Genomic DNA, 15,751 nt, shown 5'->3' on the forward strand with positions numbered 1-15,751 from the left:
GTACAGGGAGCCGCCGTTTGTCTTCTATATACAGCCGCTCGACTGAATTTCTTGCTATAAACGCACTCCGATGACCGCTATGAAGCCTGTGTCAGAGCAGTTTCCGGGCTTTGTTGGACAGATTCCCTGTATTTACAGTTGCTGAGGCCTCAAACGGGCCTTAGACTGCCGCCCCTCGTAAATTGAGTGCCGGGTGGCGTTTGCAATAAACGATGCCTTTTCGTCGGCCGGACACGGTTCGTCGAAACGCTCCCTAATTCGCCTTAATGCACGTTTTTTTATAGAGATATCAATGACAAAGGACAAGTTGCTGGCCATGCCGGCAGATGACTACATGAATGCCGAGCAGCACGCTTTCTTCACTGAGCTGTTGCAGAACATGAAAGTCGAAACCCACGAGCGCATTGAGCAAAACCGCATCGCCATCGAAAGCCTGGACACCCCGGCTGACCCGGCGGACGCGGCTTCGGTTGAAGAAGAGCGCACCTGGCTGGTGAACGCGATCGATCGCGACCAGCGCATGCTGCCGCAATTGGAACAAGCCCTTGAGCGCATCAAGGAAGACAGCTTTGGCTGGTGCGACGACAGCGGCGAGGCCATTGGCCTGAAGCGCCTGCTGATCAGCCCGACCACCAAGTACTGCATCGAAGCTCAAGAGCGTCACGAGCAGATCGATAAGCACCAGCGTCAGGCCTGATTTCGTTTCGTAGCGCTACATCGCGGGCAAGCCCGCTCCCGCAAGGTTTGCGTTGAACCTGTGGGAGCGGGCTTGCCCGCGATGCTTTTTATCGTCTGCACAAAACCCGACACGCTTCTATTGATCTGCTGCAATAACCGCGACTAACGGACCATGGATAATGGCGTTGTAGTGGCGTTTAATGCAGTCACAACAATGAGAACAAGCGTGGGGTGTTGAAATGACGAGAGATGGATCTCTGGTTGGGGCTCTGCCTGCACCAGTGCTTTTGCCGAAAAACCGCTGGATCGCTCCGACCCTGCAAAGCATCGCCCTGATGCTGTTGTTGGCCGGCATGACGCTGGGTGAGTGGTCGCTTTACGTTGGCATGCCGTTGGCGGTGCTGATTATCTGGCTGCCGCGCCTGCGCTCCCGAGCCGTCCCCGCTGTACCGCCTGCCGACACTGGCAGCGCTATTTCCGATCTGACCCGCGACCTTTCCTACACCACCAGCCACAACGCGTTGTCGGCGGCGGGTGTGGCGTTTTCGGTCAAGGAACTGGCAAGCAAGCTCGAATCGCAACTGGATGCGGCGGCGCGAATTGTCAGTAATGCCGAGGTGATGATCGCCACCGAACACGCTACTTCACAGCTCAGCCGTGAAGCGCTGGAGGCCGCGAGTGAGGCGCATCACAGCAGTGCGGCGGGGCGTTCGGAACTGGTTGATTCGATTTCGCGCATGCATCAACTCAGTCAGCGCGCCAATACCAGCCGCGAGTTGATCGAGGCGTTGAGCGTGCGCAGCGACGACATCCAGCGCGTGACGCTGGTGATTCAGTCGATTGCCAGCCAGACTAATCTGTTGGCCTTGAACGCAGCGATCGAAGCGGCGCGGGCTGGCGAGCATGGCCGCGGTTTTGCCGTGGTCGCGGATGAGGTGCGCGGGCTGGCGGCGCGCACGGCGTCGGCGACCGGTGAAGTCGGTGAGATGGTTGCCGATATTCAGCAACGCACCGCGCAGGTGGTGGAGCAGATTCGTGAGCTGTCCAGCGATCTGCACACAGGCGTCGAGCAAGTCGAGCTCACCGGTCAGCATCTGCAGAACATCGCGCGATTGGCTGCCGGGGTGGAAGGTCAGGTCGGCGAGATCGCCCGAGGTGCGGAGACTAATCGCGAGCAACTCGACAGTCTGTTCAAAGCCATCGAGCAAATGCGCAGCGATCTGGCGATCAGCGACCAGCAAACCCGACGCCTCGCCGAAGCGGCGGTGCAGATGGAAGGGCAGGCCGAGACGATCAGCGAGCGACTGGCCGAAGTCGGGCTGGATGACTATCACCAGCGCATCTACGACCTGGCGCGTGAAGGGGCGAGCCAGATCACGGCGCGATTTGAAGCTGATATCGACCAGGGACGTGTCAGCCTCGATGACCTGTTCGATCGCAATTACCAGGCGATTCCCAACACTCATCCCGGCAAGTTCCAGACCCGCTTCGATCGTTACACCGACCAGGTGTTGCCGGCCATCCAGGAACCCCTGCTGGCCCGTCACGAGGGCCTGGTGTTCGCCATCGCCTGCACGCAGCAGGGTTATGTGCCGACGCACAATCAGGCGTTTAGTCAGCCGCTGACCGGGGATGCGCAGGTCGATGCGGTCAACAATCGCACCAAACGCAAGTTTGCCGATCGCACGGGCATTCGCTGTGGCAGCCACCAAAAACCGGTGTTGTTGCAGACCTATACCCGCGACACTGGCGAGCTGATGCATGACCTCTCGGTGCCAATCATGATCAAGGGCCGGCATTGGGGTGGTTTGCGTCTGGGCTATAAACCTGAACGTGCGCGCTGATCGATTGTTACTTCAGATGCAATGAATCTGTGCACGGCGGTTGCTGTTTCCTCTCGAAAGAAAGCATTAATCTGGCCACTTAGTTAGGTTGCTAATGATTTCGAGAGGTCCGCATGCAATGCAGAGTCGATGTTGCCGTGATGATCGGCAGCGGTGTGCCTGCCGGTTTAAGGGCGATGGGGCAAAGCGTTTGCTGGGTGGTGTTGCTGAACGGGGAGCGTCGCGGTACGGCGTTCGCCAGTCGCAATGAAGCGCAGGAGTGCAAAGCTGCCTGGCTTGCGCAATTGAGCGCAACACAACAAGGCAGCCTGCACTGAGTCCGCTGCTTAGTGCACCTGGTGCATGCGCAGGTTGAGGTCGTCGACCACCCGCGCCCAGTCAGCATCTTCGCGCAATTGTTCTTTCAGGAAGCCCGCCTGCTGCGGCGTCCAGAATTCGGCGTCGATCAGCTTCTTGTCGTCGGGGAGGGGAGAGTGACTGGCGATGAAGTCGTCGATCGCCTTCTCGCTGGAATCCAGGCCCAGTTGGTCAAACAGGCCTTTCAAATCATGTGTAGGTGCATCCATGTTGATCTCCTTGAGTGCCGCGTCGAGTGCAAGTGCTGAAGTACGGCTCATTGCATCTGAGGCGGCCGCGCTCCAGGAGTTCGATAGCGATGTTCTAAAGCAGGGCAAGCATAGACGGCAAACTGAAGGTCAGGCTTTTAACGCGCCCTCATCGACAGCCAGCTTGAGTGCCTTGGCGGCATCCTGGGCGGCAATGGCGGCCACGTCGGCGGTCTTGAACCAGCGGTCCTTTTCGACCTGGTGGCAGGTGACGGTGGTCAGCGGCGGTTTGGCGCGCATGATGATGACTGCCTGGAACTCACCCTCGACTTCCCTGACTTCGCCCCGGATGAAAAATTCGCCGATATCAAATTCCGTCACGTCGCAGCCTTCCCATGAGAATATTCTGTTGTTTTGAACGTCGCCCGCCGTTGGGACGGATTTCATTGGTCGGGCAGTATGGCAGTAGTTGCCTGCCGGCGGCTGAGATAAGTCGCCGGCATGACGAAACGCCTTTCGAAGCCGCAGTCAGTGGCGGCACTCCAGGGCGTGGCCTGCAAATGATTGCACGGGGAGCCAGGCAGTTGGCTGAAGTGTGTTTAAGTGCACCTGTGAAGCCCTTTTCACGGGTCTGCCGACGTCTGTTCGTCGTTATGGGTAGTCTGGAAGAGCGTCGCTGCTCTAGAATCACCCGCAGTGCCGGGCATACGTGCCTATCCAAAGCGATTTTTGCCTGGCGATCTGTTGGAAAAATGCTTTTTTCAAAGCGATTTTTTCCCGGAGTTGATAGTCCGTTTTCTCTGGCGTAAAAAAGGCGCTGTACTCCAAGTCTTGAAAAGCGCCAGACAGGACGACGTGGGTGGTATTCCATTATTCTGTTGATCTGGGATTCACCCCGGTTTATGTGTTCATTTCGGCATTGCCGCTATTTTCTGCCGTGCGCCCGTTTCGCGCGCGGCACCATTTCAGATGTGGGGATGTTTCCTTGGCAGTAAGTAATCTCGATATGCATGCTTTGTTCGTGCTGGGTGATCTGCGGGCAAAGCTGGTTAAACAGTTTCAGTCACGTTTCGTTTACATCACCGAACAAAACGCCGAAGGCATTTACATTGCCGAAATCGATACCGAAGAGTCGTTGGTCGTTGATGATAAACCCGGGCTCAAGCTCAAGGTTGGCGATCACTTCAGCGCATCCGTACTGCCCAGTCGCGAAGGCGGCAAGCTGGATATCAAGTTTCGCGAAATTAAACTGACCGTTTACGGCCTTGGCGATTATGCGTTCGTGACTACCGCTGATGGCCACGGCATCGTGTTCAAGGAAGGCCATAGCGTGGTGATGGTGTTCGCCGCGCACCAGCAGTTGCAGGAAGGTTTGACCAAGACACTCAAGGCCGTCACGGCCAAAGCCGCGAAATGGCGCAAGGGTGAACTGGTGACCTTCAAGGCCAGCGAATAAGCGGTCGGCACTGCAGTACATTTGCGAAAACAGATTCACGCCCTTCGAAAGCAGGAACCTCGGCTACAGTCAGTTGACTGAGTATTCAGAGGCTTGCGGTCTTCTGTCAGGCCATCCTGCTATTGCTGTGAACAGCATGAGGTGCAATGCATGAACGGATTTCGACGGTTGTTGGCCGCGAGCGTGGCCACATTCGGCTTGCTGACGTCGGCGCAGTCGGTGATGGCGGCAGAGGCGCCGATCCATTTTGCCGACCTGAACTGGGAAAGCGGCAGCCTGATCACGGATGTCCTGCGGATCATCGTCGAGAAGGGCTACGGACTGCCGACCGACACGCTACCCGGTACCACCATCACCCTGGAAACGGCACTGGCCAACAATGACATTCAGGTGATTGGCGAGGAGTGGGCCGGGCGCAGTCCGGTCTGGGTCAAGGCCGAGGCTGAAGGCAAGGTGGTGAGCCTGGGCGACACGGTCAAGGGTGCCACCGAAGGCTGGTGGGTGCCCGAGTATGTGATCAAGGGTGACCCGGCCAAGGGCATCAAGGCCGTGGCCCCGGACCTGCGCAGCGTCACCGATCTGCCCAGGTACAAGGACGTGTTCAGCGATCCGGAATCGCCTGGCAAGGGCCGCTTTCTCAACAGCCCGATCGGCTGGACGTCCGAGGTGGTCAACAAGCAGAAGCTCAAGGCCTACGGGCTGGACGACAGTTACGTGAACTTCCGCAGCGGGTCCGGGGCGGCGCTGGATGCCGAGATCAGTTCCTCGATTCGTCGAGGCAAACCGATCCTGTTCTATTACTGGTCGCCGACGCCGCTGCTGGGCCGCTTCAAGCTGATCCAGCTGGAAGAACCGCCGTTCAATGCCGAAGCCTGGAAGACCCTCACCGACGCCGACAATCCCAATCCGCAACCGACCCGCTCGCTGGCGTCGAAGCTGTCGATCGGCGTCTCCACCCCGTTCCAGAAGCAGTACCCGCAGATTGCCGAGTTTTTCAGCAAGGTCGATTTCCCGATCGAGCCGTTGAACAAGGCGTTGGCCGAGATGAGCGAAAAACACACCGCGCCACGCCAGGCGGCCGAAGCGTTCATGAAGGCGCATCCGGACGTGTGGCAGGCCTGGGTGCCCAAGGATGTCGCCGCCAAAGTCGCTGCCGAGTTGAAGTGAGTTTGGGCCTGCCCTTACATAATCGTTCGGGGAGGTTCATCCTGCGCGCACATTTCACGCTGGAAGTTTGACTATGAGCCTGGTAATTGCGCAATGGATGGCTGCCGTCTTCCTCCTGATCAGCCTGGTCCACCTGTACTGGGCGGCCGGTGGCAAGCTGGGCAGCGAGGCCGCCGTGCCGCGAGTGCCCAGGGAGGACGACCAAGGCTCCAGGCCGGCCTTCAAGCCTTCTGGATTCGCCACGCTGCTGGTGGCGGTCGGCCTGCTGCTGATCGCGATGCTGGTGTGCCTGCGGGTTGGCCTGTACCTGCCGACGGTGCATCACTGGTCACTGCAGTGGGTGATCAGCGCCATTGCGATGCTGATGTTCGCCCGGGCGATTGGCGATTCGAATCTTGTAGGGTTTTTCAAACAGGTCAAGGATTCCAAATTTGCCCGCCTCGATACCTGGGCGTATTCGCCGTTGTGTGTGGTGCTGGGGGCAGGGTTGCTGGCGGTGGCTTGGATCTGAGCGGTGGACTAGAGCGCTATATCTAGATCCGAGTCTGTGGGAGCGAGGCTTGCTCCCACAGGATCCAAAGGTGCCCGTGGCTCAGTTCCCGCTTTCCATGCTCCGACTACTTACCTCTGCCGGCACATCATCCCCAGCCATGCGCTTGCGAAACAATGCGGCGCGGGCCAGCAGCAGCGTGGTTACCGGCACGGTGATTGCCAGCAGAATCGGGATCAGCCAAGCGTGCACTACCGGCCCGGACTTGAGCGCCGAGAAGCAGATGATCGAGGCCAGCGCCACGCACCATGCGCCGAGCGTTGAGGCCAGTGCCGGTGGGTGCATGCGCTGGAAATAATCCTTCATCCGCAATAACCCGATCGCACCGATCAGCGCAAACATACCGCTGAGCACCAGCAGGATTGCCACCGGAATTTCGACCCATAGAGACAATTCAGCATTCATTCGATCACCTCGCCACGCAGCAGGAATTTTGCCAGCGCAAACGAGCCGACGAAGCCGAACAGCGCTATCAGCAGCGCCGCTTCGAAGTACGTGTCACTGGCGTAGCGAATGCCCAGGGTTAGCATCATCAGCATGGCGACGATGTACAGGTAGTCCAGCGCCAAGACCCGATCCTGCGCTGATGGGCCTTTGAACAGACGAATCAGGGTCAGCACCATGGCCAGCGAGAACAGGAACAGCGTCAGTAGAATGGCGTTCGACAGTAACGGGCTCATTCGAAAATCTCCATCAAGGGGCGTTCGTAGGTCGCCTTGAAGTGCTCGATGAACAGCGCTTCGTCATCCAGGTCGAACACGTGCAGCAACAGAATGCTGCGGTCCAGTGCCAGCTCCGACCAGACCGTGCCGGGAACCACCGTGGTGATCATCGACAGGGCCGCCAGGCCGTTGGCGTCGCGCAGCTCCAGCGGCACCTTGATGAAGCGCGAGCGCGGCGGTCGGCGTCCGGCATTGAGCACGCTCCAGGCGACGGCGAGGTTGGACACCACCACGTCACGTCCCACCAGCAGGAACAGGCGCAGGATCACGCCAGGGCGACGAATGCGGATCGGCAGGGGGCGCAGTTTGCGCATCATCAGTGGCGCGCAGATGCCTAAGACGGCCCCCAGCAGCACATTACCCGGGCTGATCGACAGGTTCAGCGCCAGCCACAATACCCACAGCGCCAGTGATAACCAGGGGGCGGGAAACAGACGATTCATGGGCGCACCTCCACGATCGCGGCTTGCGCTTCGGGGCTTGGCACGGCGCGGGTGCCGAGCACCGCCATGACGTATTGCTGCGGATTGTTCAGCGCCTCGGCAGTGGCCTGGGTGTAGCGCAGCAGCGGCTCGGCCTTGAAGGTCAGGGCGATGCTCAGCCCCAATAGCAGGAAGATCGGCGCGCATTCGAGTTTGCGCAGCAGCGGCGAAGGGCGCTCCTCGGGCGTCCAGAAACGCTGGATGCCGAGGCGCGAGAACGCCATCAACGAAGCCAGCCCGGAGAGGATCAACAGCGCCAGCAGCGCCCACGCCGCATTGGAGATCGGTGCGCCGGTGCCCAGGCCCAGTGGATTCAGCAGCGCGTCCATCAGGTTGAGCTTGCCAATGAACCCGGACAGCGGCGGCATGCCGATGATCAGCAGGGCGCAGGCAATGAAGCTCAGGCCAAGAAACGCCATGGTCCACGGGATGACCTGACCGACCACGGCTTTCTGCTCGTCGTCGAGGTTGATGCCTTTGGGCGGTTGCAGAGATTCTTGTGGACGCGGTAGCAGTTCGCTTTCGTCTTCCAGCGGGATCTCGTTGGCCGAGCGCGAGCGCTCGATCAATTCAGCCAGCAGGAACAGTGCGCTCAGCGCCAGGGTCGAGCTGACCATGTAGAACAGCGCCGCGCCAATCAGGTTCGGTTGAGCGAAACCGATAGCCGACAGCAGAATGCCGGCCGACACCAGAATGCTCAGGCTGGCCATGCGCTCCAGTCGTTGCGCAGCAAGAATCGCCAGCGCCGCGCAGGCCATGGTCGCCATGCCGCCGTAGATCAGCCAGTCGCCACCGAAGAATGCAGACGCGCCAGCCTGCCCGGAAAACAGCAGCGTCCACAGGCGCAGCAGGGTGTAGATGCCGACTTTGGTCATGATCGCGAACATTGCCGCGACTGGCGCGCTGGCCGAGGAGTAGGCCGGTACCAGCCAGAAATTCAGCGGCCACATGCCAGCCTTGGCCAGAAACGCTACCGCCAGAATCCCTGCGCCTGCGTGCAGCAAGCCTCGGTCAGCCTCAGGTACCAGCGGAATCTTCAGCGCCAGATCGGCCATGTTCAGGGTGCCGGTGACGCCGTAGATCAGTGCCGCGCCAATCAGGAACAACGACGAGGCCAGCAGGTTGATCGAAATGTAATGCAGCCCCGACGACACCCGCGCCCGGCCCGAGCCGTGCAGCAAGAGGCCATAAGAGGCGGCGAGCAACACTTCGAAGAACACGAACAGGTTGAACAGATCCGCCGTCAGGAACGCGCCATACAGGCCCATCAGTTGAATCTGAAACAGTGCGTGGAAGCTCGAACCGGCACCGTCCCAACGCGCCATCGCAAACAACAGAGCGCTGACGCCGATGATCCCGGTCAGCACCAGCATCAGCGCCGACAGGCGATCAACCACTAGCACAATGCCGAACGGCGCCTGCCAGTTACCCGGCAAGTAAACGCCGATGGAGCCTGGCACGCCGGTGGTTTGCGTCCATTGCAGCAGCATGACCGAAATGAACAGACCGACGAGGCTGGAGAACAGGTTGATTTTCGCCTTCAGCGGCCGGTGCCTTTCCCCGAGCATCAGCATCAAGGCGGCAGTCAGCAGCGGCAGCAGAATCGGTGCGGCAATCAGGTGCGGCATCAGGTTCATTCCTTAGGCTCCCGGCCGTCCACATGGTCGGTACCGGTCAGGCCCCGGGAAGCCAGCAGCACGACGAGGAACAGTGCTGTCATGGCGAAGCTGATGACGATGGCGGTGAGCACCAGCGCCTGCGGCAATGGATCGGTGTAGTGCAGCAGGTCCTGGGGCACGCCGTCCTTGATGATCGGCTCCTTGCCGATAAAGAGACTGCCCATGCTGAAGATGAACAGGTTGACCGCGTACGACAGCAAACACAGGCCCATGACCACCTGAAAAGTTCGTGGCCGCAGGATCAACCAGACGCCTGACGCAGCGAGAACGCCGATGGCGATTGCGATGACTTCTTCCATCAGACGGCTCCTTTGCTGGCGACGGACTTGGGCAGCGATGCGGTCTTGTGACCCCGCACCGATTGGTGGGCGAGGGCGGTGAGGATCAACAGCGTCGAACCGACCACCACGCCATACACGCCAACGTCGAAGAACAATGCGCTGGCGATATGGATGTCACCGAGCAGCGGCAAGGTGAAATGCCAGGTGTGCGTTGTCAGGAACGGATAGCCGACCAGCATCGCCCCCAGACCGGTAGCCGTGGCGAACAGCAATCCGGTGCCCATCCAGCGCAGCGGCCGCAGGCTCATTTGCGCCTCGACCCACTGTGTCCCGGCCACCATGTACTGCAGGATGAACGCGACCGACATCACCAGCCCGGCAACGAACCCGCCACCGGGCTGGTTGTGACCGCGCATGAACAGGTAGATCGACACCACGAAGGCGATGGGCAGCAGCAGGCGCACCAGTACCGCCGGCACCATCATGAAGCCGAGCGCGGTATCGCTGGCCTGGCGCGGGTTGACCAGGTCGGTCACCACGTCGGGCGCCAGCAGGCGTTGCTGGGCCGGCAATTGCAGGCTCTCCTTGGGTGGGCGGAAGCGTCGCAGCAGGGCGAATACGGTCAGCGCCACGGCGGCCAGCACGGTGATTTCACCCAGGGTGTCAAAGCCGCGGAAATCCACCAGCATCACGTTGACCACGTTACTGCCACCGCCTTCGGGCAAGGCGCGGCTGAGGTAGAACGAGGAAATGTCGTTGGGGGTCTGGCGCGTCAACATGGCGTAGGACAACAGCGCCATGCCGCCACCGACAGCCGTCGACAACAGCAAGTCGCGCAAGCGCCGGATGCGCGCCTTGCGCAAGGTGCTCGGCAATGGCGCCACCTCTTCGATCCGCCGCGGCAACCAGCGCAGGCCAAGCAGGATCAGTACCGTGGTGACCACTTCAACCACCAGTTGCGTCAAGGCCAGGTCCGGCGCGGAGAACCAGACGAAGGTGATGCAGGTCATCAGGCCACAGACGCTGACCATGGTCAGGGCTGCCAGCCGGTGGTACTTGGCCTGCCAGGCAGCGCCCAGGGCACAGGCGATCGCCAGCAGCCACAGGGTGACGAACACGGCCGAACCCGGGATTTTCGGCCGGTCGCCCCAGGTCAGGCTGCTGTGCAACATTGGAATCAGGCCGGCGAGCACTGCCGCCAGCACCATCAGGAACAATTGCATTTGCAGACGCTTGGTGCTGATCCGCCGCTCCAGGCGCCGAGCCAGGCGCATCATCACCACCAGGCTGCGTTCGAACTGGCGCTTGCCATTGAAGCGGCCAATCAGCGGCGGGTACTTGAAGCGTCCACGCTTGAGCTGATTGCGCAGCAACAGGTAGAGCACGATGCCGCCGCTCATGGCTATCAGGCTCATGATCATCGGCGCATTCCAGCCGTGCCAGATGGCCAGGCTGTACTCCGGCAATGGGCCACCGACCACGGGAAGCGCAGCGGCGGCCAGCAGCGGGCCCACCACCTGTGCCGGGAAAATCCCCACGACCAGGCAGGCAAACACCAGCAGTTCGACCGGCGCACGCATCCACCGTGGCGGCTCGTGGGGGTGTGGGGCAGGTCGGTAGCGGTCGGGCCGAAGAACACGTCAGCGGTAAACCGTAACGAGTAGGCGACGCTGAAGGTGCCGGCGATGGTCGCGACAATCGGCAGGGCCATTTCGACCCAGGCCGTGGCATTGATGAACACGGTTTCGGCGAAGAACATCTCTTTTGACAGGAAACCGTTGAGCAGCGGTACGCCGGCCATGGAGGCGCTGGCGACCATGGCCAGGGTGGCGGTGTAGGGGATCAGCCGAATCAGGCCACTGAGCTTGCGGATGTCCCGGGTGCCACTTTCGTGGTCGATGATCCCGGCGGCCATGAACAGCGAAGCCTTGAAGGTGGCGTGGTTGAGAATATGAAACACCGCCGCGACTGCTGCCAGCGGGCTGTTCAGGCCCAGCAGCAGGGTGATCAGGCCCAGATGGCTGATGGTCGAGTAGGCCAGCAACCCTTTGAGGTCGTTCTGGAACATTGCGCAGTAGGCGCCCAGCAACAGGGTGCAGGCACCGGCGCCGCTGACGATGTAGAACCATTCTTCACTGCCGGACAACGACGGCCAGAGCCGCGCCAGCAGGAACACCCCGGCCTTGACCATGGTCGCCGAGTGCAGATAGGCCGAGACGGGCGTCGGCGCCGCCATGGCGTGGGGCAGCCAGAAATGAAAGGGGAATTGCGCGCTTTTGCTCAGGGCGCCGATCAGGATAAGAGGCAGCAGGACAGGGTAGAGGGCATGTGCGCGAATCAGCTCGCCGGCGGCCAGGACCTTGTCGAGGTCATAGCTGCCGACCACATGGCCGAGGATCATGACCCCCGCCAGCAGGCATAGTCCGCCGGCACCCGTGACCATCAGCGCCATGTAGGCGCCGCGTCGGGCGTCGGCGCGGTGATGCCAATAGCCGATCAACAGGAACGAGAAAAGGCTGGTCAGCTCCCAGAAAAACACGATCTGGATCAGGTTGCCGGAGATCACCAGGCCGAGCATGGCGCCCATGAACGCCAGGAAAAACGCGAAGAACCGCGGCACCGGATCATCCGGTGACATGTAATAGCGGGCGTACAAAGAGACGAGGGTGCCTATACCCAGCACCAGCATCGAGAACAGCCAGGCGAAGCCGTCCATGCGCAGAACAAAGTTCAGGCCGAGGCTGGGCAGCCACATGAACTCTTCACGAATGACGCCGCCATGGGCGATTTGCGGGTACAACAGCGCAACCTGAACAGTGCCGATCAAAGCGACCAGACCTGCCAACAGGGATTCGGTATTACGCGCGTTGTGTGGCAGCACCGCTGCCAGACAGCTGCCAATGAATGGCAGAAGCAGTAGAACTATCAGGGACATAGGCTTCTAATCTGCGGAGGTTTGTGAAGCATCATACGTGCCAGTCCCCGGATTACCAAACGCGAACCTGTGGCAGAATCCTACATGGAGTGCGCAAAAGTCATGCTGTCTGGTGGTTTGGCATACTGTGACATGCAGGTCTGGCCTCATCGCGAGCAGGCCTGCTCTCACATTAGATCATCGGTGAATGCAGGGCATGCGTCTGGCACAGATCCACAGTGGGAGCGGGCTTGTTCGCGAACACTCTCGATCAAACGCCGCACGTACTGCCGGTCAGCGTTGGGTTTCCCGCTCCAGCTCTTCCTCAGCCTCGACGACCTTACCCTTGGTCTTCAACTCACTGACAATTACCGCCGCCACAATCAACCCGGCGCCCAGCAACGCAATCGCCGGCAACCGCTCCCCGGCAATCCGCCCGACAATCCCTGCCCACACCGGCTCACCGGCATAGATCAAGGTTGCCCGCGTCGGCGAAACACTCTTCTGCGCCCAGTTCATCGCCACCTGAATCGCCGCACTCGCCGCGCCCAATCCCAGCGCAGTCACCAGCAGCGTCCAGGAGAAATCCGCAATCACTTCACCGGTTGGCACGACCAACAGAAACGACAACACCGACGTCGTCGCCAGTTGCACCACCGTCACCCGGCGCACATCGACCTGACCGGCAAAGTGACTGATCAGAATAATTTCCGCAGCAATCGCCACGGCGCTGATCAGGGTGGCGATTTCACCCGGGCTGAAATTCAACGATGCGCCCGCAGGGCCTGACAGCAGCATCAAGCCGGTAAACGCCAGCATGATGCCGATACTCGGCATCAGCCCTGGACGCCGCCCCAGCACCAGCCATTGCAGCAACGGCACGAAGGGCACGTAAAGCGCCGTGATGAACGCCGACTGGCTGCTTGGAATGCTCTGCAACCCGACCGTCTGCAAGCCGTAGCCCAGCATGATCGCCACACCGATAAACGACCCGGCCCGGAGCTCGAACAGTGTCAGCTCGCGCAGGTGCCGCCAGGAGAACAGCGCAACGATGCACGCCGCCGCCGCAAAGCGCAGGCCGACGAAGAACATCGGCCCGCTGACGGTCATCGCGTGCTGAACCAGCAAAAATGTGCCGCCCCAGACCATGGTAATCAGCACCAACACGCATTCGGCTTTGCTGAAACGGGAGAAACGGAGGGAAGTGGAGGAGTTGTTCGCCGACGTCATGACCTTGCGCACTACCGGAGGGGACGCACAATGCGCCCAACGTTGCGCAGTATACTGCCCAACCCCACCGAGTGAGCAATATAGTGCCCAAAGATTCCAGCCAAAGAATGTCCGTCCTCCAGCACGTCAGTCAGAACGTTCGGCGCTTGCGCCATGCGGCGGACATGAGTCAGACCGCGCTTGCGGAAAAATCCGGGGTCAGTCGGCGGATGTTGGTGGCGATCGAGGCGGGCGAAAAGAATGTCAGCCTGACCACTCTGGATCGCGTTGCCGAAGCACTCGACGTTGCCTTCAGCGACTTGATCCAGGCACCCGACGCGCGCGATCCGAGCCGGATCAACGAGGTGGCATGGGCCGGAAGCATCCCGGGCAGTAAAGCTGTATTGCTGTCGAAAGCCACCGCGACCCGTGAAGTCGAGCAATGGGAATGGTGCCTGCAACCGGGTGAGGTTTACCCATCGCAGCCGGATGCGGATGGCTGGAGTGAGCAAATCTACGTGTTCGAGGGCTGTCTGACGCTGATGTTGGGTGATCAGCCACAGCACATCGGCACGGGGGAGTTCTTCATGTTTGCCAGCAACCAGCCGCACGCCTATCGAAACGATGGTGAAGTGGCCGCGCGGTTTGTGCGTAATGTGGTGATCTGAACCGCCAGCAGCGACGGTCGCCAAGGCTGCTATCGCTACTTTGGTACTGCTCTCTGACACTGACCCGGGTTTGGCGCTTATGATCGTCCAGGACAACCCTGACCTGTGAGAACCCCATGAGTGAAATCCACCGCGAGCAGGCGAATGACGCCATCCGCCAGGCGGACATCCTGATCATCGGCGGCGGCCTGAGTGGCGCGATGCTGGCCGTGCAGCTGCTGCGCCTGCCGGGCCAGCGTTCGGTGCTGGTGATTGAGCCGCGTAACGAGCTTGGTCGGGGCGAGGCCTACAGTGCGGTGGAACTGGGACACACGCTCAACGGCAACGCGGCGCGGATGAGCGTCGACCCGGACAATGCCGATGACCTGACGCAGTGGCTGACGGCACATATAGCGGCGGGCGGCTGGCCCGAGTCCGATCAGCAGTCTGTGCCGGTCAGTGAGCTGTTCCCCCCGCGCGGGCTGTTTGGCGAGTATGTGCAACAGCGCCTGGCGCAAGCCCAGGTGGCTGGCGCCGCGAACGGTTCTAGCGTGGAACACGTGCGCGCTGAGGTTGTCGACCTCGAGAACCTGGCCGAAGGCGTGCGGTTGACCTTGAGCGACGGGCAACGCCTGCAGGGCGCTTACGCGGTGCTGGCCACTGGGATGTTCCCCGCCGCACGCACGCCCCAGGCCCAATCCAGTGGCTTGAACGCAGCGGCACTGGACCCTTGGGATGTCGCCTCGATGCGCCAGCTTGATCCGCAGTCGACGGTTTTGATCATCGGTTCCGGCCTGACCATGGTCGATGCCGTGGTCTCGCTGGAGCAGGCTGGGCACCGCGGGCCGATCGAAGTGTTTTCCCGCCACGGCCTGCTGCCCCACGTGCGCCGCCAGCCGCCGGCCTGGGCCGACTTTCTCGGCGATGACCCGAGCATTCGTACGCCACGGCAACTGGTACGCGAGCTGCGCCGCCATTGCCGCGATGCGATTGCCCGGGGATCGACTGGCAAGCGCCCCTGGACACTGTGCGCGTGCACATTCCACGGCTGTGGAGCCAGGCGACGTACGCGCAGCGTCGGCAGTTCGTACGGCACGTACGGCCGTGGTGGGAGAGCCATCACCACCGCTCGCCACCCTTGAGTGCCGAGCTGGTCGCGCGGTTGCACGGGGAAGGGCGGCTGCGGATTCAGGCGGCGTCCTTCAAGGGGCTTGAACCTTCGTCGGGGAATGGGCTGGGTATCCGCATCCGTCGGCGTGGCGAGCCGCAGGAGTGCGTGGTCCGTGGCGCGGCGTTGATCAACTCCAGTGGCATCGAATATGACTGGAGACGGGTTGCCCGACCTCTGCCCCGGCAGTTGCTGGCGCGGGGCCTGATTCAGCCCGGACCGCTGGCACTGGGCATCGCCGCCTCCGCGGACGGCGCGGTGATCGGTGCCGATGGGCAAGTCGCCGGTCGGCTGTTCGCCATGGGGCCGCCGTTGCGTGGAATGTGGTGGGAGAGTACGGCAGTGACGGATGTGGCACTGCAGGCCAAAGCGCTTGCCCGCAGATTGACCCAACCCCTGTAGGGCATGG

The 15,751-nt window shown here is 61.1% G+C and carries 15 protein-coding genes and 2 pseudogenes; 8 read left to right on the forward strand and 9 right to left on the reverse strand.

Translation table 11 applies throughout. The features are described 5' to 3' along the window. The first annotated feature begins 292 nt into the window (after positions 1–292). The 3 genes from JFT80_RS16330 to JFT80_RS16340 all read left to right on the forward strand — a co-directional run bounded on the left by JFT80_RS16330 (position 293) and on the right by JFT80_RS16340 (position 2,839). Positions 293–697 carry a TraR/DksA family transcriptional regulator gene (locus JFT80_RS16330; protein WP_003225981.1) on the forward strand — a complete coding sequence of 135 codons (405 nt, stop codon included), beginning with the start codon at positions 293–295 and terminating at the stop codon, positions 695–697. A gap of 601 nt (positions 698–1,298) precedes the next feature. Next, positions 1,299–2,522 (forward strand): methyl-accepting chemotaxis protein, encoded by a 1,224-nt coding sequence (locus JFT80_RS16335; protein ID WP_374091366.1) that lies wholly within the window; start codon positions 1,299–1,301, stop codon positions 2,520–2,522. 113 nt (positions 2,523–2,635) lie between these two features. After that, positions 2,636–2,839, forward strand: coding sequence for a hypothetical protein (locus JFT80_RS16340; RefSeq protein ID WP_201148563.1), 204 nt, complete (start codon positions 2,636–2,638; stop codon positions 2,837–2,839). Between the two features lie 9 nt (positions 2,840–2,848). On the opposite strand, the gene JFT80_RS16345 is transcribed toward JFT80_RS16340, so the two are convergent. Together JFT80_RS16345 and JFT80_RS16350 are read right to left on the reverse strand one after the other, a co-directional pair. Further along, positions 2,849–3,088, reverse strand: a complete 240-nt coding sequence (locus tag JFT80_RS16345; protein WP_122839434.1) for a DUF2789 domain-containing protein — start codon at positions 3,086–3,088, stop codon at positions 2,849–2,851. A 129-nt stretch (positions 3,089–3,217) separates the two neighbouring features. After that, positions 3,218–3,448 carry a hypothetical protein gene (locus JFT80_RS16350; RefSeq protein ID WP_045060403.1) on the reverse strand — a complete coding sequence of 77 codons (231 nt, stop codon included), beginning with the start codon at positions 3,446–3,448 and terminating at the stop codon, positions 3,218–3,220. A gap of 604 nt (positions 3,449–4,052) precedes the next feature. On the opposite strand from JFT80_RS16350, the gene JFT80_RS16355 reads away from it, so the two are divergent. The 3 genes from JFT80_RS16355 (at position 4,053) to JFT80_RS16365 (ending at position 6,201) form a co-directional block, all read left to right on the forward strand. After that, positions 4,053–4,523, forward strand: coding sequence for a hypothetical protein (locus JFT80_RS16355; protein WP_082069195.1), 471 nt, complete (start codon positions 4,053–4,055; stop codon positions 4,521–4,523). 150 nt (positions 4,524–4,673) lie between these two features. Next, the gene (locus tag JFT80_RS16360; protein ID WP_201148564.1) at positions 4,674–5,690 is read left to right on the forward strand and encodes an ABC transporter substrate-binding protein; all 1,017 of its coding nucleotides are present in this window, start codon (positions 4,674–4,676) and stop codon (positions 5,688–5,690) included. 73 nt (positions 5,691–5,763) lie between these two features. Then, positions 5,764–6,201, forward strand: coding sequence for a DUF3995 domain-containing protein (locus JFT80_RS16365; RefSeq protein ID WP_122839436.1), 438 nt, complete (start codon positions 5,764–5,766; stop codon positions 6,199–6,201). Positions 6,202–6,282: 81 nt separating this feature from the next. Here the strand turns inward: JFT80_RS16365 and JFT80_RS16370 are convergent, their stop codons facing one another. From JFT80_RS16370 to JFT80_RS16400, 7 genes and pseudogenes are all read right to left on the reverse strand, one after another. Continuing rightward, positions 6,283–6,645 carry a Na+/H+ antiporter subunit G gene (locus JFT80_RS16370; protein ID WP_201148565.1) on the reverse strand — a complete coding sequence of 121 codons (363 nt, stop codon included), beginning with the start codon at positions 6,643–6,645 and terminating at the stop codon, positions 6,283–6,285. Beyond that, a complete protein-coding gene (locus tag JFT80_RS16375) occupies positions 6,642–6,920 on the reverse strand; it encodes a K+/H+ antiporter subunit F (RefSeq protein ID WP_090284207.1) in 279 nt (92 codons plus the stop codon). The genes JFT80_RS16370 and JFT80_RS16375 overlap by 4 nt, the downstream gene beginning before the upstream one ends. Further along, the gene (locus JFT80_RS16380; RefSeq protein ID WP_201148566.1) at positions 6,917–7,405 is read right to left on the reverse strand and encodes a Na+/H+ antiporter subunit E; all 489 of its coding nucleotides are present in this window, start codon (positions 7,403–7,405) and stop codon (positions 6,917–6,919) included. The genes JFT80_RS16375 and JFT80_RS16380 overlap by 4 nt, the downstream gene beginning before the upstream one ends. Continuing rightward, complete coding sequence (locus JFT80_RS16385) at positions 7,402–9,081, reverse strand: monovalent cation/H+ antiporter subunit D (protein WP_201148567.1); 1,680 nt, start codon at positions 9,079–9,081, stop codon at positions 7,402–7,404. Before JFT80_RS16385 ends, JFT80_RS16380 begins: the two co-directional genes overlap by 4 nt. Then, a complete protein-coding gene (locus tag JFT80_RS16390; RefSeq protein WP_201148568.1) occupies positions 9,078–9,422 on the reverse strand; it encodes a Na+/H+ antiporter subunit C in 345 nt (114 codons plus the stop codon). The genes JFT80_RS16385 and JFT80_RS16390 overlap by 4 nt, the downstream gene beginning before the upstream one ends. Then, positions 9,422–12,339, reverse strand: a pseudogene (locus tag JFT80_RS16395) (monovalent cation/H+ antiporter subunit A). The gene JFT80_RS16390 and the pseudogene JFT80_RS16395 overlap by 1 nt, the downstream one beginning before the upstream one ends. Positions 12,340–12,612: 273 nt before the next feature. Further along, the gene (locus JFT80_RS16400; RefSeq protein WP_201148569.1) at positions 12,613–13,548 is read right to left on the reverse strand and encodes a DMT family transporter; all 936 of its coding nucleotides are present in this window, start codon (positions 13,546–13,548) and stop codon (positions 12,613–12,615) included. Positions 13,549–13,631: 83 nt separating this feature from the next. Between JFT80_RS16400 and JFT80_RS16405 the strand changes: the two genes are divergently transcribed. Together JFT80_RS16405 and JFT80_RS16410 are read left to right on the forward strand one after the other, a co-directional pair. After that, positions 13,632–14,195, forward strand: a complete 564-nt coding sequence (locus JFT80_RS16405; RefSeq protein ID WP_201148570.1) for a helix-turn-helix domain-containing protein — start codon at positions 13,632–13,634, stop codon at positions 14,193–14,195. A gap of 116 nt (positions 14,196–14,311) precedes the next feature. Continuing rightward, positions 14,312–15,744 (forward strand): annotated as a pseudogene (locus JFT80_RS16410) (FAD/NAD(P)-binding protein). Positions 15,745–15,751: the final 7 nt, after the last annotated feature.

This window comes from Pseudomonas sp. TH10 (assembly GCF_016651255.1).
Taxonomy (GTDB): Bacteria; Pseudomonadota; Gammaproteobacteria; order Pseudomonadales; family Pseudomonadaceae; genus Aquipseudomonas.

Excerpts from the sequence above, each read along its gene's own strand:
- JFT80_RS16385 (WP_201148567.1), bottom strand. The coding sequence starts at position 9,081 with ATGAACCTGATGCCGCACCTGATTGCCGCACCGATTCTGCTGCCGCTG.
- JFT80_RS16365 (WP_122839436.1), top strand. The coding sequence starts at position 5,764 with ATGAGCCTGGTAATTGCGCAATGGATGGCTGCCGTCTTCCTCCTGATC.
- JFT80_RS16375 (WP_090284207.1), bottom strand. The coding sequence starts at position 6,920 with ATGAGCCCGTTACTGTCGAACGCCATTCTACTGACGCTGTTCCTGTTC.
- JFT80_RS16390 (WP_201148568.1), bottom strand. The coding sequence starts at position 9,422 with ATGGAAGAAGTCATCGCAATCGCCATCGGCGTTCTCGCTGCGTCAGGC.
- JFT80_RS16360 (WP_201148564.1), top strand. The coding sequence starts at position 4,674 with ATGAACGGATTTCGACGGTTGTTGGCCGCGAGCGTGGCCACATTCGGC.
- JFT80_RS16380 (WP_201148566.1), bottom strand. The coding sequence starts at position 7,405 with ATGAATCGTCTGTTTCCCGCCCCCTGGTTATCACTGGCGCTGTGGGTA.
- JFT80_RS16335 (WP_374091366.1), top strand. The coding sequence starts at position 1,299 with ATGATCGCCACCGAACACGCTACTTCACAGCTCAGCCGTGAAGCGCTG.
- JFT80_RS16340 (WP_201148563.1), top strand. The coding sequence starts at position 2,636 with ATGCAATGCAGAGTCGATGTTGCCGTGATGATCGGCAGCGGTGTGCCT.
- JFT80_RS16400 (WP_201148569.1), bottom strand. The coding sequence starts at position 13,548 with ATGACGTCGGCGAACAACTCCTCCACTTCCCTCCGTTTCTCCCGTTTC.
- JFT80_RS16330 (WP_003225981.1), top strand. The coding sequence starts at position 293 with ATGACAAAGGACAAGTTGCTGGCCATGCCGGCAGATGACTACATGAAT.
- JFT80_RS16345 (WP_122839434.1), bottom strand. The coding sequence starts at position 3,088 with ATGGATGCACCTACACATGATTTGAAAGGCCTGTTTGACCAACTGGGC.
- JFT80_RS16370 (WP_201148565.1), bottom strand. The coding sequence starts at position 6,645 with ATGAATGCTGAATTGTCTCTATGGGTCGAAATTCCGGTGGCAATCCTG.